Below are 21,063 nucleotides of genomic sequence, written 5' to 3' on the forward strand. Positions count from 1 at the left end.
TCGTTTCATAATCAATTTCCCTATTCTTTAATCATTTATTTTTTGAAATAAATGCTTCGAATTTATCTTTTGACCATGTGTTGACGATCAGGTCTTTTTTCAGCCATGCTTTTTGTGCATATTTGACCCCGATGTCCATGAAGCGCAGCTGGTCAATTGCATGCGCGTCTGTATTAATGGCAATTGGTACATTTTTCTCCATTGCCAGTGTTAAATATTCGATGCTTAAGTCCAGGCGGTACGGATTTGCATTTAGTTCCAATATTTTCCCGTGTGCTGCTGCCCACTCAATCAATAACGGCACATCCGGATCATAGCCTCCGCGCTGTCCGACAATACGACCTGTCGGATGAGCAATCATATGGACATACGGATTTTCAACCGCTGTTTTTAAGCGCGCCATAATTTTGTCCTGCGATTGTGTAAAGCTTGAATGAATGGATGCAATAACAAAATCCAGTTCTTTTAAAACATCGTCTCCAAAGTCTAAAGTACCATCAGGAAGGATATCCATTTCTGTCCCTCTATATAGTCGGAAATTTGGATTTGCTTCGTTAAATGCATAAATATCGAGCTTTTGCTGTTCAAGTCGTTCAGGTGTTAGTCCATTCGCTACTTTTAAATATTGCGAGTGATCAGTAATGACCGCATGCGAATACCCGTTATCCATTAAAGCTTGCCCCATCTCGCTGACTGAATGCGCTCCATCAGACCAAGTTGTATGCATATGAAGATCCGCTACTATATCTTCCAGCTTTACTAACTCACTTAGCTCGTCCAAACGATCCAGCTCTTTACCGCTTTCACGCACAGTCGGTGGAATAAATGGTAAGTTGAAATGCGCAAAAAACGCTTCTTCCGACTCAAATGTTACGACAGTACCGTCTTCTTGCTCGACACCATATTCACTGATTTTCTTCCCCATAGATTTAGCAAGCTGACGCATGCGTACATTATGGTCCTTCGATCCAGTGAAATGATGAAGTGCTGTTGCAAATTCTTCCCGAGTCACTAAACGGAAATCCACACTTACCGGTTCTTCACGGTCCAATATGACAGAAACTTTTGTAGCCCCTGCTGCAACGGTTTCTAATATTGCGAGTCGCGTTAAAATCGCTTCACGTACAACTTCATATTCCTTTGTTGCTATGATGAAATCAACATCTTTACTCGTTTCCGCAACGCGTCGGAAGCTCCCTGCAACCGAAAACAGCTCCACTTCAGGTAAACTTGCCAAAAGCTCGTTAATCTCCAATACTACAGGCTCGAGCTGCCAAATAGGTAAACGTTCCGCGCGGGAACCAAATGTTTCAAGCTCTTTTAAAATTTTTTCCTCTGTTTTTGCCGCAAACCCTGCAAGCCCCCTTACTTGACCTGCCTCACAAGCTGCTTTTAATGTAGCCGCATCTACTATGTTCAATTCCTGATACAATTTGGCAAGCTTTTTACCACCTAACCCCGGTAGTTTCATCAACGGAACAAGCCCTTTCGGTACGATTGCCTCAAGCTCTTTCAATACAGTTGATTCCCCGATTTCCATCAGTTCCGTAATAACCGCTGCTGTTCCTTTACCGATACCTTTAATTGCTGTAATATCATCGATTTCGCTTAGACTCCGCTCATCTGCTTCGAGAGCCGCTGCCGCTTTTCGAAAGGCGGATACTTTAAATGGATTTTCTGCCTGCAGCTCCATATATAACGCGATTTTTTCCAATGTACGAATAATAATTTTTTTGTTCATCATCATTGTCTCTCCTTTAAAAAAGCTCCTCCCGAAAATCGAGAGAAGCATTCGCATGATTTTCAAATCAATTACGCCTCGGCATTATGGGGTCCCGTTCCGGCTAAGGTCCTGTTGTGAGGATAAATCAGCCGTTTTCGCTCAATGCCACGCTTTTTAGGTTGGCTGGTTCTTTAGAAACTCCTTTTACGAATTTGGGACACCCGCTGAGAATTAGTTAATTTTTTTGAATATACCACCAGTTTTGGAACATGCTCGTAATAATCGGTGTATGCTCAAGTATGAGTCCTGCCAAAATGGAATTGTCGATGAATGTTTGAATCATTTCCACCGGCAGTAACGCCACAACATACAGCCCGATAAAGAGTACAAGATACATTTCGATAAATCCAAGAACTGCACCCAATACATAGTTTAGCGAACTTAATACAGGTAAATACGTTAAAAAATCAAACATCGACCCGACAATTTGGAGGGCAATCTTTACAGCGAAGAAAATAATGGCAAACGCAAAGACGCGATAAAATGTACGGTCAACATCAAGTGAATCCAGAACGAGCGTCACTGTTGAACCTTCTGTAAATCCAGGATACGGAATCCATAATACAAATTTTTCTGCAAGCGGCTTATAATAAATAATCGCTACAATGAGGGCAATAATAAAACTTCCGATATTAATAAGCTGAACAACGAACCCTCGTTTCGCTCCAACTATAAGACTAATGATAAAGACTACGAGAATAATTAAATCCAACATGTATGTCAACCCTTCAAATGTTTCAATTGTATTTCTAGTTTTTCAAATTGCTCTTTTAATAATAGATAGTCGTGCACAGAATTAACGGCTGTTAATACAGCTAGCTTCGCTGTATCTAAAGATGGATTATGGGCACTGATTTCCCGCATTTTGTCGTCCACTAATGAAGCAACAAGACGCATATGGACCGATGATTCTGTTCCTACCATTTTATATGTATTGCCATATATTTCTACGGAAATGCGATTCTTTTCTTGCTCAGCCAAAATAATCCCTCCAGAAAAAATAAGTGAACAGTAACGAAAATACTATTTTCGATTCTTTGCCCAATAAATGATTGAATGCAAAACTGATTGGTTCTATTATATAACGATGCCATTTTCCTATTGTACATCATACCATTTCCAAATTCACTATCGCAACACCATGTCCCGAATGTTCCTGTGAAAGAATCATACAATATGAAAGTTTCCCTTTTCTATTGTAAAAGCTATACTACATAGTAATACATTGTTTTTGAAAGGATCGATTATGACAAATATCGTTTTACTATGCAGTGCTGACCAACAGCAATCTATTCAACATTTCTATAAAGACGCCCTTATTGAACGGAAGGCTCCAGGCGTAATTTTTGCGGTAAAACTTGCCGATACGGCCATTACTGCCTATAAATCAGGAAAAGTAATGTTTCAAGGGGCTGGTGCAGAACGTGAAGCCGCACGTTGGGGTCAAGCAAGTGCTCAAGCTCCTAAAATTGCATCCACTAAAGGTGATACACTCCCTGAAAATTTTGCATCCTTATCCGTTTTGGGCTCAGACGAGACTGGAACAGGCGATTACTTTGGCCCTGTAACTGTAGCGGCTGTCTATGTTCCAGCAGATAAAATATCGCTGGTCCAAGAACTTGGCGTGAAGGATTCTAAACAATTAACTGATGATTATATGCGTCAAATCGCTCCGGACTTAATGAAGGTTTGCGCTTACAGTATATTGACGCTTCGCAATGATAAATACAATGAAATCCAGGCACGTGGTTACTCGCAGGGAAAAATAAAAGCGCTGCTGCACAATCAGGCTTTAAAGCATGTATTGACAAAAATAGCACCGGAAACACCGCAATATATTTTAATCGACCAATTTGCAGAGCGTGGAATTTACTATAATCATATAAAAAATGAAAAAGAAATTGTCCGCCAAAACGTCCTGTTCTCGACAAAAGCCGAAAATCTCCATGTAGCTGTTGCTACTGCTTCGATTTTGGCACGCTATGCATTTCTTAAAGAAATGGATCGTCTGGCAAAAGTGACAGGGTACCCTCTTCAAAAAGGAGCAAGCGGTAAAGTCGATGAAATGGCCGCAAAAATCTGGTTAAAGCATGGCGAAGAGACACTACGTTCCATGACAAAATGGCATTTTGCCAACACTGAAAAAGCACGCAAACTTCTGCAAAAAAGAAGGTAAATAAGGAAAAGGAGCTGTCGCCATAATTGGCAATAGCTCCTTTTTCGCTATTTTTCCATTATTGCAAAGTAATTTTCCTCATCATCAGCAAAGTTGAACACTTTCCCGAAAGGCATCTTCATGAATTCCCCGACTGTAATTCCTTTTGATTTAAAATCTTCATACAGTTCCTCTAAATTTTGGGCATAAAACATTAGAGAAGGCGTAGACAAACTCAATTCTGGCGACATTTCTTCTATCTTCTTTTTATCATGCAATACAATGCTTGTCTGTGCTTCATCTTTTGGTGCAATCGTAATAATTCGCATGCCGTTATCGATGTCAGAAACTACAGTAAATCCTAATTTTTCAGTCCAAAACTTCTTTGACTGCTCCTGGTCTTCTACATACAACATGACTTGCCCTAATTGTTCAATCATTTTTCGAACTCCTTTTTATACAAATTACTTTACCAAGTATTTTACCCAAGTATAACAAATAAAAAAACGGCAGGAGCAAAAACTCCTGCCGTTTCACTATTTTATTTTTTTTCTTGTACTGCTCCCGTAAAGTCTTCACGTTTCGTTATGTCTACACGCTTAATAAATAGCGCTAAAATTAAAGCTACGACTGTAACTGCTGCTGCTACGAAGAAACTGTACGTAATCCCGTCAAGCATTGCCTGTTGCATTACCTGTGCTTGGGCTTGTGCAATTTGCTCAGCAGTCGGCTGTACTGCAGATGAAGCATTCGCTTGCATATCCGCTGCAATTTCAGCTGCACGTGTTTTTGTGTGTGAGTTGAAAACTGTTACTAAAACAGCTGTACCAATTGCCCCTGCTACTTGCTGAGCTGTATTGTTCATCGCCGTACCATGCGGATTTAAACGGTTTGGCAATGCATTTAATCCGTTTGTCATAATCGGCATCATGACCATCGAAATACCTAACATACGGATTGTATAAACTGAAATAATAAATAAATAAGTTGAATCAACTTCCAAATATCCTAATCCGATTGTTGCTAATGTTGTAATCGTTAACCCGACAACCGCTAAAATACGTGGTCCGAATCGGTCGAATAATTTCCCTGTAATCGGCGACATAATCCCCATTACAATTGCACCTGGCAACATCATTAATCCTGCTTCAAATGGTTCGATTCCTCGAACACTCTGTACATAGGCAGGCGTTAAAATCATCCCTGAGAACATCGCTACAGATAATACCATCGATACGACAGATGCGAGTGCGTAAGAAGGATATGTGTAAATACGTAAATCCAGTAAAGGTTGTTCCAAGCGGAATTGACGAATGATAAACCAGGCTAAGCCAATTGCCCCTACGGTAATCGTTCCCCATACTTCTACTGCTGACCAGCCAGCTGAACTAGCTGTACTGAAGCCGTATAATAATCCGCCAAAACCGATTGTAGACAATACAATAGAAAGTATATCTATTTTAGCATCACGGTTTGGAAGGACATCTTCCAGTTTCCAAACTGCCAGTAAAAGTGATAAAACGGCAATTGGAAGAATCATTTTAAACAGAACGCTCCAGTCGTAATGTTCCACAATCCACCCTGATAGTGTTGGTCCAATTGCTGGTGCCAATACCATAACTAAACCGAACATCCCCATTGCCTGCCCGCGTTTTTCAACCGGGAAGCTGATCAGCATTACGTTCATTAAAATCGGTGCCATCGTTGCTGCCCCAGCAGCTTGAATCATACGACCTGCCAATAAAAAACTGAAGCTAGGCGCAAATGAGGCCAATGCTGTACCAATAACGAAAATCGCCATCGATAAAATGAATAAAGGTCTTGTTCTGAACTTCGTAATTAAATACGCCGAAGTAGGAACCAATACCCCGCTTACAAGCATATAGCCTGTCGCTAACCATTGTACTGTTGAATAATCTTTAATATCAAAAGCAGTCATAATAGACGGTAAAGCTACGTTTAATAATGTATTATTTAAAAATGCTACAAACGCCCCGACAAATAATACGGCAATCATTAAATACGGGGGTTTTTGAAATGTTTTTACATCTTTTGTCTGTTCCATATTTTTATTTCCCTTCTTTAATCTTTCAATCTTCCTATTTCTGTACTCGAACTATTTTATACTCGGAGTCCAATAAATTCAACAATTTTATACTCGAAGTCTAAAAACATTGCGAATCCACGCTTTAAACAGTAGAATGAGAGTACAATTCAGAGTATATAGTACAAAAAAATTCACTTTTATTACGTTATATGCACAGTAAATCGTTTTAATTGATATGGAGGAAGTTCATGAATCAACGAAAAAGACAGGTGCTTGATAGTGCATTGCAGCTTTTTATCGAAAAAGGCTTTCATGAAACATCAATACAAGACATTTTAGACAAAGCGCTTATTTCAAAAGGGACATTTTATAATTATTTCTCATCTAAAGTGGAATGTTTTAAATCGATTATGGAACAGACCCGATACGAAGCGAGCTTATTACGCCATGAAATGCTGCTAAATCAAGATATAACCGATGAAAACTTATTATTGGAACAAATTCTCGTTCTTATGCAAATCAATAAAAAGCAAAACTTAGTATCCTTGTTCGAAAATATCTTTCAATCGAATGACAAGGAGCTCCGTCATTTATTGGAACGCTATCGCCTATTAGAAATTGAGTGGGTATCCAATCGTTTCACAGATATTTTTGGCGAGGAAGTTCGCCCCTATTCTCTAGAGCTTGCCATTTTATATTTTGCGATGGTTCACCATTTAACCTATTCCCACCGTATCTTCTACAGTGAAATGATTGACCAGAAGAAAATTTTGCAAATTGCATTACGTAACGTTAAAGCAATTTATCCTATTATGTTGGAAAATGGCGACATCCTCATTACACAGGATGCCCTTCAACTAGTCGAAGAGAAAAAAATTTACCAGTCGATTACAAAGAACGATTTAATCGAAAAGGTTCAAGGATTCCTTGACCAGTTAAAACTCGATACCGACAATAGGGTGGGGACTCAATTCACTGAAAGTATTCTGGATGAACTGCAGCGTAACGAGTTGCGTCTTGCTGTTATCGAAGCTATGCTTAAGCCTTTCCGGGAAGCTTTTGTAAACACACCGCATGCCGGTGAAAATGTCGAGCTTGCAAATTTATTATGGTACTTCATTAAAAACGGGGACCAGAACTAATATTAGTGTCTGATGATCCTCACCAATAAAAAAAGTCGTATTGAACGTCATCTGTTCAATACGACTTTTTATTAGTTATTGCTCGTCGAGATGTGCACTTTTAATTGCTTGCCCTTAATAGGCGTTGTTTTCATCGCTTTTAACACGAGATTTCCTTTTCCATTTAGAATTTCTACGAATGTAGATGTATCCAGTATCGTAATAATGCCGATATCAGCGGCGGTCATCCCCGGAATCTTTGCAATTGTTCCGACAAAATCAACAGCACGCAGCTTTTTCTTCTTACCGCCATTAAAATAAAGCTTCGTAATGTTTGCATCAACTTTGGCATTCTTTTGTTTTTTCTTTTGTGGTCGGCTCTGCATCTTTTTGTCAAACGCTTCGGCCTTTGCCTCAACTTCCTCGTGTGTCGGCAAATCCACCTTCGTAATCGTAAAGCCGATCAGTTCTTCAATCCCCGCAAGAAAATCATGTTCAAATGGTGTTACAAACGTAACAGCTTTTCCTTCCTTGCCGGCACGTCCTGTTCGACCGGTACGATGTACATACGCTTCTTTTTCCATCGGTAAATCATAGTTAATCACTAACGAAATATTCTCGATATCAATGCCGCGTGCCGCAACATCTGTTGCCACTAAATAACGGAAATCTCCGCGCTTGTAGTCGTTCATGACAAGTAAGCGTGTTGACTGGTCCATGCCGCCGTGCAGCTTATCGACACTGTACTCTCGGTCATACAAATAATCATGCAATGCATCGACCCGATCTTTTGTACGACAGAAAATAATGCACGTATCCGGATTTTCCACAACTGCAATTTTTTCGACAGCAGCTGTTTTTTCCTCATCCTGCACTTCAATAACGGCATGTTCAATTTTTGGCGCAGCCTCTTCAGATTGTACTTCGATATCAACCGGATCATTTAAGTAATTGGAAGCCAGTTTTTTTATCGATTCTGGTACTGTCGCAGAAAACAGCATCATTACTTCACGATGTTCTACATGTGCCAATATCGCTTCAACTTGCTCGATAAAGCCCATGTTGAGCATTTCGTCTGCTTCATCAAGAACAACATAGCGAATTTTATCGAGCTTCAATGTTCCCTTTTCGATATGGTCCAGCACACGTCCTGGCGTACCAACTGCAATATGTGTTTTTTGCTTTAATTCGTCCTGTTGATAACGGAACGGCTGCTTTCCGTAAAGTGCAGTAGCTTTAATACGTTTATAACGCCCAATATTGGTAAACTCCTCTTTTACTTGAACAGCCAATTCACGTGTCGGGGTCAATACGAGCGCTTGTGGCTTGTTTTCGATCCATTCAATGTTTTCGCAAATGGGAATTGCGAATGCTGCAGTTTTTCCGCTTCCTGTTTGTGCTTTCACAATTAAATCCTGTTCTTTTAATGCGTGGGGCAATACTTTTTGCTGAACTTCAGTTGGGGTACTGTAATCCAAATCTTTAAGTGCATTTTGCAATTCTGGTGATAATGGAAATTCGTTAAAATTAGTTGTCATATTTATTCCTCATTTTCTTCTATTAATGAATGATTCCCGGATCAACAATAGCGATAAATTTCCTTGTTGCCTTCGAGAGTGAAACATTTTTTAAATGGACAATTCCTAAACTGCGCTTAGGAATTGGCTGTTGGAGCTCAATTTCATATAAAAGCCCTTTATCCAAGTAATCGGTCGCAAACTCCTTTGTTACACTTGCGACACCTAAATTGATTTTTGCAAATTCCAATACTAAATCATGTGAGCCTAATTCGAATTCAGGTGAAATCGTATAGCCTTGTTCTTTTAGATAGTTTTCCACATAATTACGAGAGTTTGCCTTTCTCTCCAAAAAAATTAATGGCAGCTTCATGAGCATATCGAGGCGAATTGGCTTTTTTGATAAGTTTTTATATTTTTGTCCGCACACAAATATATCATGAATTTCCTTACAGGGGCTAACTTGAAGCTGGGGATCTTGAATCGGTAAGTTGCATATGCCCAAGTCTGCTTCCCCTGATTTGATAAAAGCCAATATTTCATTCGTTGTACCGTTTAAAACCTTTAGTTTAATGCCAGGATATCTAATATGAAATGACTCTAAATAAGGCAGTAAAAAGTATCTTGAAATCGTGTCCCCTACACCTATACGTAAAACGCCTGTACGCAGATTTTTAAATTCGGCCATTTTTTCTTCACCCGCGTCTAAAATACCAAGAGCAGAATTAACGTATTCGTGTAACAATTCACCTTCTTCTGTTAAGGTTACCCCTTTTGGTGTTCTATTAAATAAAATAGTATCAAGTTCTTTTTCAAGCTTAGAAATAGACTGGCTAACGGCCGGCTGTGTCATGTATAAAGCATTCGCTGCCTTTGAAAAACTTTTACTGCGACTTACTTCATTGAATATGCGATATGCTTCTAACTTTATTATCATATAACCCTCACTTATATCTGATATTAGAATTATTAATTTTACTTATATCACATGAACAGGTTATAGTAAACATTGTGAGATTACTTATGTTTTGCTTAAAGGTAAGCAAAAGCAATTAAAATATAACTTACAGCTATTGAAGGAGAGATTATTTTGGAACGTGTAGTAGGAACGGTTGTACGAGGTCTTCGTGGCCCAATTATTAATGAAGGTGACGATATTGTTCAAATCGTTGTTGATACAGCGTTAAATGCTGCAAAGACAGAAGGCTATGAAATTGAAAATCGTGATATTGTGACTGTAACAGAATCTGTTGTTGCACGTGCACAAGGAAACTACGCTAAAATTTCAGATATCGCATCAGATGTAAAAGCCAAATTCGGAGATGATACAGTAGGTGTTATTTTCCCGATTCTTTCGCGTAACCGCTTCTCTAACATTTTAAAAGGAATTGCAGCAGGTACGAAGAAAATCGTTCTTATGTTAAGCTACCCATCAGATGAGGTGGGCAACCATTTAGTATCATTGGATGAGCTAGATGAAAAAGGCATCAATCCATGGACAGATGTCCTGACAGAAGCTGAATTCCGTGGTCATTTCGGTTTTAACAAACATACATTTACAGGTGTGGACTACATCGAATATTATAAAGAATTAATCGTTGAACAAGGCGCGGAAGTAGAAGTTATCTTCTCGAACAATGCAAAAACGATTTTAGATTATACGAAAAGCATTTTAACTTGCGATATTCACTCTCGCTTCCGTACAAAACGTATTCTAAATGCTGCTGGTGCAGAAAAAGTTTTTGGTCTTGACAATATTTTAGCTGAATCTGTAAACGGATCTGGCTGTAACTCTAAATATGGATTACTTGGATCAAACAAATCGACAGAAGATGGTATTAAATTATTCCCGGATAACTGTCAACCGATTGTTGATGACATTCAAGCAAAAATATTGGCTGCTACTGGGAAACTTGTAGAAGTAATGATTTACGGTGATGGTGCATTTAAAGATCCAGTAGGCCAAATTTGGGAACTTGCAGATCCTGTTGTCTCACCTGCTTACACACCAGGTCTTGACGGTACTCCAAACGAGATCAAGTTGAAATATTTAGCGGATAACGATTTCGCTAACTTGCAGGGTGAAGAGCTTAAAGAAGCAATCAAAGACTATATTAACAACAAAGAAGCAGATTTAACTGGCAATATGGCCGCACAAGGTACGACACCTCGTAAGCTGACAGATTTAATCGGTTCATTATCTGACTTAACTTCAGGTTCAGGCGATAAAGGAACACCAATGATCTACATCCAAGGTTATTTCGATAACTATACGAAGTAAAAAACAAAAAGACTCAATTTCCCTCCAATGGAAATTGAGTCTTTTAATTCCTATAAAAAAATAAAACGGTGCAAATTTTAGATTTCAAAATTTGCACCGCTTTTGATTTAAGCTAAAACTTTTTTAAATTACTTTTCAATGCCCTCTGTCCACTTGTTCACAACATCTTGATTTTCTTCAATCCATTGTTGTGCTGCTTCTTCAGGTTTTGTTCCTGAGTAAATGTTCAGCATAACTTCTTCGATATCTTCTGTTGTCCATTCAAAGGCATCTAAAATCTTGAAAGCATCAGGTGACTCTTTTTCTAAGTTTTGACGCACAAATGTGTGAATGCTTTCTTCTCCGCCGAATACGCCTTCAGGATCTTCCAAATATTTTAAATCATAATTGGCAAATTTCCAGTGTGGGCTCCAGCCTGTCACAACGATATCTTCCTCATTTTTAATCGCTTGTTCTAAAGCAACTGTCATCGCACCCGATGATGATGGTTGTAATGACCATGATTCCAAGTTTGGATACGTTTCAAGTGCTCTTTCAGCAGCTGCAACTACACCTGCACCTGCTTCAATGCCTGTAATTGTCGATGCCGCTTCAGTCGATAAATCAGCAATTGATGTTGCTTCCATATAGCTTGGTACAACTAAACCGATTTTGGCACCTTGCAAGTTTGGTCCTAAATCTTCTACGTCTGCTCCGTATTTTTCATACTGTGAAGCATGTGTAGCAGGTAACCAGCCAGATACCATCGCATCTGCTTCACCTTTTGATACAGCTTCCCACATGATGGCATTGTCCAATGGTGTAATATCAACGTTATAGCCGACACTTTCCAGTACTTCTGCCACTACATACGTAGATGCAACTTCAGAATCCCATTCTACATAGGCTAATTCGATTGAACCTAGATCTTCTTTAGATGACGTTTCTTTTTTCTCTGTTGTGTCATCTCCACACGCAGCTAATAATAGCGCTGCACTCATTGCTGTTGCTGCAGGCATCCATTTTAATTTTTTCATTTTACTTTCCCCCATTTGATTTTTGTTTATTTAAACTTTGTGTTAAACGGTCTACAATAATAGCGAAGATTACTAGACTTATCCCCGCAACAAATCCATTACCGATTTGTGCTCGTTGTAGAGCCGATAATACTTCACGACCTAAACCTGGCGCACCGATCATTGATGCAATAACGACCATCGATAATGATAAAAGTACCGTTTGGTTAATACCGGCCATAATTGTAGATTTTGAAAGTGGCAATTCTACTTTTACTAATTTTTGAGTGAAAGTACTACCATAAGAGTCCGCCGCTTCGATTAAATGAGTCGGAACTTGACGGATACCGAGATTTGTAAAACGTACAGTTGGTGGTAATGCGAAGATAACTGAAGCAAATACACCTGGTACGACACCAATCCCGAAAAATGCAACGGCTGGGATTAAATATACGAACCCTGGCATTGTTTGCATAAAGTCTAAAATTGGTTTCAAAATTTCTTCTACTACTTTTGATTTCGACATGAGGATACCAAGTGGTATACCAATTACAATCGCGATTAAACTTGAAAACAAGACGAGTGTAAATGTATTCATAAGCTGTTCCCATAAACCTTGGTTTAAAATGAATAGTAAACCAATGATTGAAAAGATGGCTAAGCCGAATTTTTTGCCTGTTGCGAAAAACGCTAACACGGCAATGATTAAAATAAATACGTATGGTGGAATAGCAGTTAATGTGGATGTTACAAAATCCATCAAATCTTCACCGTTATTTTGAATAAAACGGAATTGCGCTGAAAACGTATCTGTTACAATATCCATCAGCTTTTCCACATTTTCCGCCACTGGTAATGGCGTCGCTAAATTTAATAGTTTACTCATTGTCTACACCTCCGTTTTTTTCAGAGGCTAACGACTCTAAAACAACTCCACGAATTAGTACTCCGCGCAGTTTCCCTTCTTCTACAACAGCTAATGGTGTCGGAGAATCGGAAATAACCGATAAAATATCCTGTATGACTGTAGATGGTTCAACAATCGGCATATCGTTACGTAAAATTGATTGCAGTGATTTTTCACCGGATTGCGCTAGCTCCAGTGCATCATTTGCAGTAATATAGCCTAAATATTTTCGGGCTTTATCTACTGCGAGCAAGACACTTACTTTATCTTCTCTCATACGCTGCAACGCAACTTTTGGCCCTTCATGATCAATTTGGATTGTCATTGGACGAATCATCGCATTTTCCGCTGTCAATACTTTTGAACGGTCCACATCTTCCAGGAATGAGCGGACATATTCATTTGCAGGGTTTGTCAAAATTTCTTCCCCTGTTCCTACCTGCATGATTTTTCCATCCTTCATAATAGCAATACGATCACCAATACGAAGCGCTTCATTTAAATCATGTGTAATAAAGACAATTGTTTTCTGTAAATTAGCTTGTAACTCCAATAGCTCATCTTGCATTTCTTTACGAATGAGCGGATCAAGAGCAGAAAAAGCTTCATCCATTAATATGATTTCTGTATCATTTGCCAAAGCACGTGCAAGCCCTACACGCTGCTGCATACCGCCTGATAATTGATCTGGATACTGGTCTTTATAGGAGAGTAACCCTGCATTCTGTAAAGCCTTTTCTGCTTTTAATCGTCTTTCCTCTTTCGGAACGCCTCTGATTTCCAGGCCATACTCTGCATTTTGTATAATGGTACGTTGCGGGAATAATGCGAAGTTTTGAAATACCATGCTCATTTTTTCTCTGCGAACAACTTGCAGGCTCTTTTTATTGAGCTTTGTAATATTTTGATCATCTATATAAATATCACCACTCGTTGGTTGAATGAGACGATTGAGTAAACGGATCAATGTAGACTTCCCACTTCCTGAAAGCCCCATAATTACGAAAATCTCACCTTCTTCAATTGTCAAACTTGCTTCATATACACCGACAGTAGCATTTGTTTCTTTTAAAATCTGTTCTTTGGATTTTTCTTGCTTCACGAGCTTCAATGCCTGTGATGTATTTTTTCCAAATACTTTAGTGACTCGGTCAATTTTAATTTTCCCCATAATCCACTTCCTAATAATAATTAATTTCATGCTAGTAACAACTTTATATTTATCTCGGGTTGTTAAAAGCAACAACTTTTATATTAATAGACGTTGTTACTATTGTCAAATGAGAATTGATTTTTATGTACATCCAACTAGAAATAAAGTCCCTTAAACAGAAAAAACTACTCCCGAAATACAATGAGGGAGTAGTTTGTTTTTGTTGAAAATTTGACACTCTATATCGAATCAGATTGAAAGTTGTTACTTTCCAGCTGTAAAAAGTGTTTTACATTCGAATAGCATTCTTCTTTACCGATAAAAAATAATGTATCACCCGCGGACAATGTTGCGTATGGCCCAGGCGAAACAATCAGCTCATGATCTTTTTTGATTCCAATTATTGTAGCACCTGTTTCCTGCCAGAAATTAATTTCGCCAACATTTTTTGATAGGAATGGGCAATTATCGGTAATATCAATTTGAAAAGGTACAAACGGGTTAATCGATTGATATCTGCTTGTCCGATTGACCATTTCTCCTAATGTATCCTGGAAATGATGCAACTCATCAATTTGGCGTTCAATACTGTCAGTTAATTGTTTTTGTAAATCTCTTATTGATTTGACACCAGTTAACCGCTGAATGTATTTAGCTGCATTTTCATAGGAAACGATGACAACACCGCTTCCCTTTGTCGCTTCTACTATATTTAAATCCTGTAGAACGGCAATTGCTCGTCTAGCAGTTTCCGATGAAACACTGTATTGAGATGCCAGCGATGAACGGGCATAAATCTTTTCCCCGACAACATATTTTTTTTCAACAATTTTAGCGGCAATATCTTCTGCTATTACTTGATATTTAGGCTGCTTAATTTGGATTTTCTTCTCCATTAATTGCACTCCTTTGTGCTGTGTTCAGTATGCATAAGCAAAATTCCTATATTTATACTATATCGAAATTATATACCTTTTTATAAAAACCACAAATAGTTCACTAATTTTGAACAAATTTTTTAAAAATAATTATAGAAATAAGTTTTATTAAATGTAGGTATTTTTTTCTGTTAAATACTAACAATAACATTATTCACTGTTTTATTCGAGTTATTTCTTCCTTTTTCGACAAAGCCAATACTTTAGCACTTTAACTCAATAAACATGTTTATTATCCACAAAAATAATGATAAAATTTTGATTATTGTAAATTAGAAATAGGTGTATCAATGAAAAAAATATTTAGAAAAAAACCAATCAATGACCTTTTACTTAAAAGCGGAAATATGCAGTTGCCTAAAACAATGGGTTCTTTCGATTTGATAATGTTAGGTGTCGGCGCCATTGTCGGTACAGGCATTTTCATTTTACCTGGGACGGTCTCTGCTCTCCATGCAGGCCCGGGGATTGTCTTCTCCTTTACGATTGCTGCAGTCGTTTGTGCATTAGCCGCGCTATGTTATTCTGAGTTTTCTTCTACTGTACCCGTTGCAGGAAGTGCCTATTCATATAGCTATATTGTCTTTGGTGAAATCATTGCATGGCTGGTCGGCTGGGCATTACTATTGGAATACGGCCTCGCAACTGCTGCCGTGGCAACAGGCTGGTCAGGATATTTCGTATCGCTGCTGGAAGGTTTAAATATCCATTTACCGGTAGCTTTGACAGGGGCATTCAGTCCTGAAAACGGTACTTATATTAACTTGCCTTCAATTTTAATTATCTTTGCGATTGGTGCTTTACTTTCATTAGGAATGAAAGAATCAACTCGTTTTAATGCAGTATTGGTTGCCATTAAACTCGGCGTTATTTTATTGTTTATTGTAGTTGGCGTCTTTTATGTGAAGCCGGATAACTGGACACCCTTCCTGCCATTTGGGATGAGCGGTGTATTCACAGGTGCTGCACTCGTATTTTTTGCTTACTTAGGCTTTGATGCCGTGTCTTCTGCGGCGGCGGAAGTAAAAAATCCACAGCGGAATATGCCAATCGGAATTATCGGTTCCCTGCTTGTCTGTACAGTATTGTATATTGTAGTTTCACTTGTACTGACAGGGATTGTTCCATATACTGACCTCAATGTAACTGACCCTGTATCGTACGCGATGCATGTTATCGACCAGGAATGGGCAGCGGGGATCATATCGCTTGGCGCTGTCATTGGCATGATGACCGTTATATTAGTCATGATGTATGGCGGGACGCGATTATTAATGGCCTTTGCCCGTGACGGCTTAATGCCTAAAATGCTGGCACACCTAAGTGAAAAGCGCAAAATGCCTGCTAAAAATACGTGGCTGTTTACATTGATTATTTCGTTTTTTGCAGGATTTGTTCCATTGGACTTGTTGGCGGAACTTGTAAATATGGGTACATTGGTCGCATTTATTTTCGTTTCTGCCGGCATTTTATATTTACGTAAAAATAAAAACTTACCGCAAGATCGATTTAAAGTACCATTTTATCCTGTGTTACCAATCTTATCATTTATTCTTTGTATTTTTCTGATTACGCAACTTTCCTTGCACACATGGATCGCTTGCGGAATTTGGTTTATTATCGGTATAATTGTATATTTCACGTATGGAAAAAAACATTCTACGATGAATTCTAATACTAAATAACGGCAATGTGAATGGGTACTATAACCGCTCTATTTAAAAAGCGCAGCAAATTTGTTTTCATAATTTGCTGCGCTTTTATTTGTCAGTTTGTCAGAGGGACAGTCCCCGTCATATCCGTAAATAATTTTGTGCAAATCTTCTGACCTGGTTAAATTGTTTGTTTTTGAACCTTTTACTGATGCCAACAAATTGCTAATATGAGAGATAATTTCAAGCAAGGGAGCGTCAATTATTATGGAATCATCACGTTCAATTTCTACTTCATCAGAAAAAACAAAAGATTTAATTATTACGAGTCTTCTTATTTCACTTGTATTCGTAGCAACATTTTTTATTAATATCCGTTTGCCGATTGCTGCAAATGGAGGGCTTGTTCATTTAGGGTCTGCCATGCTCTTTATTATCGCAATCTTATTTGGTCCAAAAAAGGGTGCGTTGTCCGGAGCATTCGGTATGGCACTGTTCGATATTTTATCTGGATGGACATTGTGGGCACCATTTACATTCATTACACGTGGTCTGCAAGGCTATATTGTAGGAAAAATTGCTACAATGCATGGGAAAAATGGGGGAAGCTTTATTTATAACTTAGCAGCTATCGTTATCTCGGTTCCATTTATGCTTGGAGGTTATTATATTTGTGAACGTGTTCTCTATGGAAACTGGATTATCCCACTTGCATCAATTCCAGGAAATCTCGTTCAAAATGCAGTAGGACTAATCATTGCAATACCAGTATGTATCGCTTTGAAAAAACTGCCCCTTTTTAAATAAAATGAAACTTTAATTAGTGGGGGGTTTCCTCATCCCCCATAGAGACGGGACCCCGTTAATGAGGATAAAAAAAATTGGTTAGCGGCCAATTTCGCTAACCAATCCTATTTTTATTTTACTAATTTGCTAATTGCTTTAAATGCATCGCCTTTTGCTACTTGCTGCATTTCGAATAATGCCATTTCCACACTAGTTACGCGTGCACCAAGCTGCATCATTTTCTGGATGCCTATCTCTCGATTACTCGCTGTGCGTGAAGACACACAGTCTGCCAGCACTTCGACTTCATAACCATTTTCCAGTAATTGAGCTGCTGTTTGATACACACAAATATGGGCTTCAATTCCGGCCAATAAAATCTTCTTGCGTCCTGTTTGCTGTAATGCTTGTACAAATTCCTCAGTATCATAAGCACTGAATGTAATTTTTTCAATTGGTTTTTCATCTGTTAAATGCTCCGCAACTCGCTCATCTGTCGGACCAAGCCCTTTTGGATATTGCTCAAGCCATAAAATAGGTAATTCCAATAATTTTGCCCCTTGTACCATTGTGGCAATATTACTTACAACGAGTGCGCTTTCCTCAACAACTTGCGCCAATTTCCCCTGAATATCAATCAGTACTAATACGGCTTCTTCTTTTTTTAACATGAATATACCTCCCCTAAGTTGCATTCTTCTCTATTATACTGAACTTTCCCACTAAATGAATAGTAGATCCTCCATTGAAACGAAATGCATGACACTGTATAGTGAAAAGAGAAATGGAGGATTCACATGTTGCGTCTTAGTTGGCTCATAAGTATGGGCATTAGTTTATTTGGAGTATTAATCATTCAGCACTTTTTTACGGTAAAACCGGACGATGTTGCAAATGGAGGAAATCTTGGTGCTCTAGGTTTAGCGCTTGTTGCACCATTTATTATACTTAGTTTATTTATTACGTTTCGCTTCTTTACTGAAAGCGCCAGATACGCAAAGGATCAGCTTCTGCGTATGATTTATTTAGTATTTGGAATTGCGCTGTTAGTGGCATTCATCTATTATGCCATTGATTTTTCAAATAATGTGTATGCATCCCTCGGCGGTGATACGAAGACACCTGGTTCCACAATCTACCGTTTCACCCTATTAAATGAGTATACGAATCACGTTTTTCTTAATTTTTATACGTTTGGAATTGTCCATACAGTAAGTGCTTTAATCGGAGCTGCTAACGGAATGTTCAAATCTGCCAAACAATCTCCGCAATAACAAAAACCCGAATGGTCATTAAACCATTCGGGTTTTATTATCGTTAAATTAGCGTACTTCTGCACCAGCTGCTGCCAATGCTTTTAATACTTTATTATGTGCTGCGACTACTTCTTCGTCTGTTAATGTACGCTCTGGGTCGAAGTATGTTAATGAGAAGGCTACTGATTTTTTACCAGCCGTCATTTTCTCCCCTGCATAAACATCAAATACTTTTACTTCTTTCAGTAAAGAAGTTCCGGCACCTTTAATAATGCTCACAATTTCACCGGCTGGAGCTGCTACATCCAATTCTAATGCGATATCACGACTCATAGCCGGGAAGCGCGGAATCATAGAATAAACAAGCTCTTCTTGTGTTGCACTTAAAATGGCATTTAAGTTCAGTTCGGCTACATATGTTTCTTTTACATCAAATGCTTTTTGTTCTTGCGGATGAAGCTGGGCAATGACACCCACTTTTTCGCCATCTAATAATACATCAGCTGTACGGCCAGGATGTAAGCCGTCTACTTGCGCTTTTACATAGCTTACGCGAGATGTTAAGCCTAATTTAGCAAATACCGCTTCAACAATACCTTTTGCAACGAAGAAATCAACATTTTTCTTCTCGCCCTGCCAAGTATTATCAATCCATTTACCTGTTAATACAAGCGCTAAGTGTTCTTCTTCAAATGGAAGTTCCTCAGCTGTTTGTCCAAGGAAAACTGATCCGATTTCGTATAATGCTACTGTTTCCGCTTGACGAGCTACGTTATAACTTGCTGCCTCTACTAAGTGGGGAATTAAGCTTTGGCGTAGTGTAGAGCGTTCTTCAGACATAGGCATTAATAACTTTGTTGTCTCCTCAGCTTTTAATGCAAACTTTTGAGCGTGCGCTGCTGAAGTTAATGAGTAAGTTACCGCTTGATAAAGACCGGCACCTTCCATTACATTGCGTACGATACGGCGTCCTGCTTGATATGGCGTTAACCGGCCAACTTGTTCACTCGCTGGTAGGCTTACAGGGATCTCATCGTAGCCATACATACGTGCAATTTCTTCAACGATATCTTCTGGAATTTTAATATCCTGACGTCTTGTAGGCGCATCAATGATTAATAAACCATTTGCCGCTTCCACATCAAATTTTAAACGCTCTAAAATAGAAAGCATATCCTCTAAAGAAATTTTCATGCCTAAACGGCCGTTAATAAAGTCAGGTGATACTACAACACGAGCTGGCGTTTTATCAAGCTCATCTACTAGCACTGTACCTTCCAATACTTCTCCTCCTGCTAATTCAGCAAGTAATTGTGCTGCACGTTCTGCTGCAGGAAGGACACGGTTCGGATCTACACCTTTTTCAAAACGTGCAGAAGAATCCGAACGTAAGCCGATTTCTTTTGAAGTACGACGCACAGATGCCGGGTTGAAGTAAGCTGATTCGATTACTACTGTCGTAGTAGAATTGGACACTTCTGATTTAGCACCGCCCATGACACCTGCAACCGCTTCTGCTTCTTGACCATTTGTAATGACAAGATTGTGTCTTGCTAATTTACGCTCCTGATCATCAAGCGTCGTCATCACTTCGCCATCACGAGCCATACGCGTTACGATTTCACCAGTTGCTAATTTATCGTAGTCAAATGCATGTAATGGTTGACCGTATTCCATTAATACGTAGTTTGTAATATCGACTACATTATTATGTGGACGTACACCTGCAGACATAAGCGCATGTTGCAACCATAATGGAGATTCTTTTACTTCAATGTTTTTTACAACCTTCGCTGCGTACATTGGGTTTGCTTCTTTATCTTCTACCGTTAATTTTAATACATCTGCCGCTTTTTCCGCTGAAGCAGTATAATCGATTTTCGGTAATTTTACATCTTGAGATAAAATCGCTGCCACTTCATAAGCAACGCCAAGCATGCTCATTGCATCCGAACGGTTCGGTGTTAAACCAAGCTCAAGTACTGTATCACGTAAGCCTAAAACATCTAATGCATCGGCACCTGGAGTTGTATCAGCTGGCAGTACATAAATCCCTTCAGCATAAGCTTTTGGTACAAGACGGCCTTCAATGCCCAATTCTTGAAGTGAACAAATCATCCCGTTTGATTCTTGGCCGCGTAATTTCGCTTTTTTAATTTTAATGCCGCCTGGTAATTTTGCTCCTGGACGCGCTACGATGACTTTTTGACCTGCATCGACGTTTGGTGCACCACATACGATTTGCTGAAGCTCTTCTTCCCCAACATCAACTTGGCATACATTTAATTTATCAGCTTCCGGGTGTTTTTCTTTAGACACAACATGACCAACAACAACATTTGTCATACCTTGTGAACGGTCAATTACTGCATCTACTTCAATCCCTGCACGCGTAATTTTTTCTGCTAATACATTTGCTTCCAATGAAGAAATGTCTACATATTGACTTAACCATTTTAATGAAACTAACAT

19 protein-coding genes are annotated in these 21,063 nt (G+C 38.8%); 6 read left to right on the forward strand and 13 right to left on the reverse strand.

Annotation, left to right across the window (positions count from 1 at the left end; translation table 11 throughout):
- Positions 1 to 31: 31 nt before the first annotated feature.
- The 3 genes from polX to zapA all read right to left on the reverse strand — a co-directional run bounded on the left by polX (position 32) and on the right by zapA (position 2,764).
- Complete coding sequence (polX, locus tag MKY07_RS13580) at positions 32 to 1,741, reverse strand: DNA polymerase/3'-5' exonuclease PolX (protein ID WP_179946253.1); 1,710 nt, start codon at positions 1,739 to 1,741, stop codon at positions 32 to 34.
- 217 nt (positions 1,742 to 1,958) lie between these two features.
- Complete coding sequence (locus tag MKY07_RS13585) at positions 1,959 to 2,498, reverse strand: CvpA family protein (protein WP_008405019.1); 540 nt, start codon at positions 2,496 to 2,498, stop codon at positions 1,959 to 1,961.
- A 5-nt stretch (positions 2,499 to 2,503) separates the two neighbouring features.
- Positions 2,504 to 2,764 carry a cell division protein ZapA gene (gene zapA, locus MKY07_RS13590; protein WP_008405018.1) on the reverse strand — a complete coding sequence of 87 codons (261 nt, stop codon included), beginning with the start codon at positions 2,762 to 2,764 and terminating at the stop codon, positions 2,504 to 2,506.
- 265 nt (positions 2,765 to 3,029) lie between these two features.
- Here zapA and rnhC point away from each other — a divergent pair, with 265 nt between their 5' ends.
- On the forward strand, positions 3,030 to 3,959 hold the full coding sequence (gene rnhC / locus MKY07_RS13595) for a ribonuclease HIII (protein WP_014823158.1): 930 nt from the start codon (positions 3,030 to 3,032) through the stop codon (positions 3,957 to 3,959).
- A 47-nt stretch (positions 3,960 to 4,006) separates the two neighbouring features.
- Here the strand turns inward: rnhC and MKY07_RS13600 are convergent, their stop codons facing one another.
- Positions 4,007 to 4,378: a VOC family protein gene (locus tag MKY07_RS13600; RefSeq protein ID WP_008405016.1), complete on the reverse strand. Its 372-nt coding sequence runs from the start codon at positions 4,376 to 4,378 to the stop codon at positions 4,007 to 4,009.
- A 101-nt stretch (positions 4,379 to 4,479) separates the two neighbouring features.
- Positions 4,480 to 6,003, reverse strand: coding sequence for a DHA2 family efflux MFS transporter permease subunit (locus MKY07_RS13605; protein ID WP_008405015.1), 1,524 nt, complete (start codon positions 6,001 to 6,003; stop codon positions 4,480 to 4,482).
- A gap of 230 nt (positions 6,004 to 6,233) precedes the next feature.
- Between MKY07_RS13605 and MKY07_RS13610 the strand changes: the two genes are divergently transcribed.
- Positions 6,234 to 7,127, forward strand: coding sequence for a TetR/AcrR family transcriptional regulator (locus MKY07_RS13610; protein ID WP_014823157.1), 894 nt, complete (start codon positions 6,234 to 6,236; stop codon positions 7,125 to 7,127).
- 71 nt (positions 7,128 to 7,198) lie between these two features.
- Here the strand turns inward: MKY07_RS13610 and MKY07_RS13615 are convergent, their stop codons facing one another.
- Together MKY07_RS13615 and MKY07_RS13620 are read right to left on the reverse strand one after the other, a co-directional pair.
- The gene (locus tag MKY07_RS13615; RefSeq protein WP_014823156.1) at positions 7,199 to 8,644 is read right to left on the reverse strand and encodes a DEAD/DEAH box helicase; all 1,446 of its coding nucleotides are present in this window, start codon (positions 8,642 to 8,644) and stop codon (positions 7,199 to 7,201) included.
- A 22-nt stretch (positions 8,645 to 8,666) separates the two neighbouring features.
- Positions 8,667 to 9,560 carry a LysR family transcriptional regulator gene (locus MKY07_RS13620; protein ID WP_008405012.1) on the reverse strand — a complete coding sequence of 298 codons (894 nt, stop codon included), beginning with the start codon at positions 9,558 to 9,560 and terminating at the stop codon, positions 8,667 to 8,669.
- 153 nt (positions 9,561 to 9,713) lie between these two features.
- On the opposite strand from MKY07_RS13620, the gene MKY07_RS13625 reads away from it, so the two are divergent.
- A complete protein-coding gene (locus MKY07_RS13625) occupies positions 9,714 to 10,904 on the forward strand; it encodes a coenzyme F420-0:L-glutamate ligase (RefSeq protein WP_339262672.1) in 1,191 nt (396 codons plus the stop codon).
- Positions 10,905 to 11,032: 128 nt separating this feature from the next.
- Here the strand turns inward: MKY07_RS13625 and MKY07_RS13630 are convergent, their stop codons facing one another.
- From MKY07_RS13630 to MKY07_RS13645, 4 genes are all read right to left on the reverse strand, one after another.
- On the reverse strand, positions 11,033 to 11,920 hold the full coding sequence (locus MKY07_RS13630; protein ID WP_008405008.1) for a glycine betaine ABC transporter substrate-binding protein: 888 nt from the start codon (positions 11,918 to 11,920) through the stop codon (positions 11,033 to 11,035).
- Between the two features lies 1 nt (position 11,921).
- A complete protein-coding gene (locus MKY07_RS13635; RefSeq protein WP_008405007.1) occupies positions 11,922 to 12,785 on the reverse strand; it encodes a proline/glycine betaine ABC transporter permease in 864 nt (287 codons plus the stop codon).
- Positions 12,778 to 13,977 (reverse strand): glycine betaine/L-proline ABC transporter ATP-binding protein, encoded by a 1,200-nt coding sequence (locus tag MKY07_RS13640; protein WP_339262676.1) that lies wholly within the window; start codon positions 13,975 to 13,977, stop codon positions 12,778 to 12,780. Before MKY07_RS13640 ends, MKY07_RS13635 begins: the two co-directional genes overlap by 8 nt.
- A 221-nt stretch (positions 13,978 to 14,198) precedes the next feature.
- Positions 14,199 to 14,855: a TrkA C-terminal domain-containing protein gene (locus MKY07_RS13645; RefSeq protein WP_008405004.1), complete on the reverse strand. Its 657-nt coding sequence runs from the start codon at positions 14,853 to 14,855 to the stop codon at positions 14,199 to 14,201.
- 332 nt (positions 14,856 to 15,187) lie between these two features.
- Here MKY07_RS13645 and MKY07_RS13650 point away from each other — a divergent pair, with 332 nt between their 5' ends.
- Together MKY07_RS13650 and MKY07_RS13655 are read left to right on the forward strand one after the other, a co-directional pair.
- Positions 15,188 to 16,582, forward strand: coding sequence for an amino acid permease (locus MKY07_RS13650; RefSeq protein ID WP_339262678.1), 1,395 nt, complete (start codon positions 15,188 to 15,190; stop codon positions 16,580 to 16,582).
- Positions 16,583 to 16,816: 234 nt separating this feature from the next.
- Positions 16,817 to 17,356, forward strand: a complete 540-nt coding sequence (locus MKY07_RS13655) for an ECF transporter S component (RefSeq protein WP_339262680.1) — start codon at positions 16,817 to 16,819, stop codon at positions 17,354 to 17,356.
- A gap of 110 nt (positions 17,357 to 17,466) precedes the next feature.
- Here MKY07_RS13655 and MKY07_RS13660 read toward each other — a convergent pair whose 3' ends face one another.
- The gene (locus MKY07_RS13660) at positions 17,467 to 18,006 is read right to left on the reverse strand and encodes a hydrolase (protein WP_339262682.1); all 540 of its coding nucleotides are present in this window, start codon (positions 18,004 to 18,006) and stop codon (positions 17,467 to 17,469) included.
- 126 nt (positions 18,007 to 18,132) lie between these two features.
- On the opposite strand from MKY07_RS13660, the gene MKY07_RS13665 reads away from it, so the two are divergent.
- Positions 18,133 to 18,609: a nucleoside-diphosphate sugar epimerase gene (locus MKY07_RS13665; RefSeq protein WP_339262684.1), complete on the forward strand. Its 477-nt coding sequence runs from the start codon at positions 18,133 to 18,135 to the stop codon at positions 18,607 to 18,609.
- A gap of 48 nt (positions 18,610 to 18,657) precedes the next feature.
- On the opposite strand, the gene pheT is transcribed toward MKY07_RS13665, so the two are convergent.
- The gene (pheT, locus tag MKY07_RS13670) at positions 18,658 to 21,063 is read right to left on the reverse strand and encodes a phenylalanine--tRNA ligase subunit beta (protein ID WP_339262686.1); all 2,406 of its coding nucleotides are present in this window, start codon (positions 21,061 to 21,063) and stop codon (positions 18,658 to 18,660) included.

Origin of the sequence: Solibacillus sp. FSL W7-1472, assembly GCF_037969775.1 — a bacterium.
GTDB lineage: Bacteria > Bacillota > Bacilli > Bacillales_A > Planococcaceae > Solibacillus > Solibacillus silvestris.

Excerpts from the sequence above, each read along its gene's own strand:
- polX (WP_179946253.1), bottom strand. The coding sequence starts at position 1,741 with ATGAACAAAAAAATTATTATTCGTACATTGGAAAAAATCGCGTTATAT.
- MKY07_RS13585 (WP_008405019.1), bottom strand. The coding sequence starts at position 2,498 with ATGTTGGATTTAATTATTCTCGTAGTCTTTATCATTAGTCTTATAGTT.
- rnhC (WP_014823158.1), top strand. The coding sequence starts at position 3,030 with ATGACAAATATCGTTTTACTATGCAGTGCTGACCAACAGCAATCTATT.
- MKY07_RS13600 (WP_008405016.1), bottom strand. The coding sequence starts at position 4,378 with ATGATTGAACAATTAGGGCAAGTCATGTTGTATGTAGAAGACCAGGAG.
- MKY07_RS13605 (WP_008405015.1), bottom strand. The coding sequence starts at position 6,003 with ATGGAACAGACAAAAGATGTAAAAACATTTCAAAAACCCCCGTATTTA.
- MKY07_RS13610 (WP_014823157.1), top strand. The coding sequence starts at position 6,234 with ATGAATCAACGAAAAAGACAGGTGCTTGATAGTGCATTGCAGCTTTTT.
- MKY07_RS13615 (WP_014823156.1), bottom strand. The coding sequence starts at position 8,644 with ATGACAACTAATTTTAACGAATTTCCATTATCACCAGAATTGCAAAAT.
- MKY07_RS13620 (WP_008405012.1), bottom strand. The coding sequence starts at position 9,560 with ATGATAATAAAGTTAGAAGCATATCGCATATTCAATGAAGTAAGTCGC.
- MKY07_RS13630 (WP_008405008.1), bottom strand. The coding sequence starts at position 11,920 with ATGAAAAAATTAAAATGGATGCCTGCAGCAACAGCAATGAGTGCAGCG.
- MKY07_RS13635 (WP_008405007.1), bottom strand. The coding sequence starts at position 12,785 with ATGAGTAAACTATTAAATTTAGCGACGCCATTACCAGTGGCGGAAAAT.
- MKY07_RS13640 (WP_339262676.1), bottom strand. The coding sequence starts at position 13,977 with ATGGGGAAAATTAAAATTGACCGAGTCACTAAAGTATTTGGAAAAAAT.
- MKY07_RS13645 (WP_008405004.1), bottom strand. The coding sequence starts at position 14,855 with ATGGAGAAGAAAATCCAAATTAAGCAGCCTAAATATCAAGTAATAGCA.
- MKY07_RS13650 (WP_339262678.1), top strand. The coding sequence starts at position 15,188 with ATGAAAAAAATATTTAGAAAAAAACCAATCAATGACCTTTTACTTAAA.
- MKY07_RS13655 (WP_339262680.1), top strand. The coding sequence starts at position 16,817 with ATGGAATCATCACGTTCAATTTCTACTTCATCAGAAAAAACAAAAGAT.
- MKY07_RS13660 (WP_339262682.1), bottom strand. The coding sequence starts at position 18,006 with ATGTTAAAAAAAGAAGAAGCCGTATTAGTACTGATTGATATTCAGGGG.
- MKY07_RS13665 (WP_339262684.1), top strand. The coding sequence starts at position 18,133 with ATGTTGCGTCTTAGTTGGCTCATAAGTATGGGCATTAGTTTATTTGGA.
- pheT (WP_339262686.1), bottom strand. The coding sequence starts at position 21,063 with ATGTTAGTTTCATTAAAATGGTTAAGTCAATATGTAGACATTTCTTCA.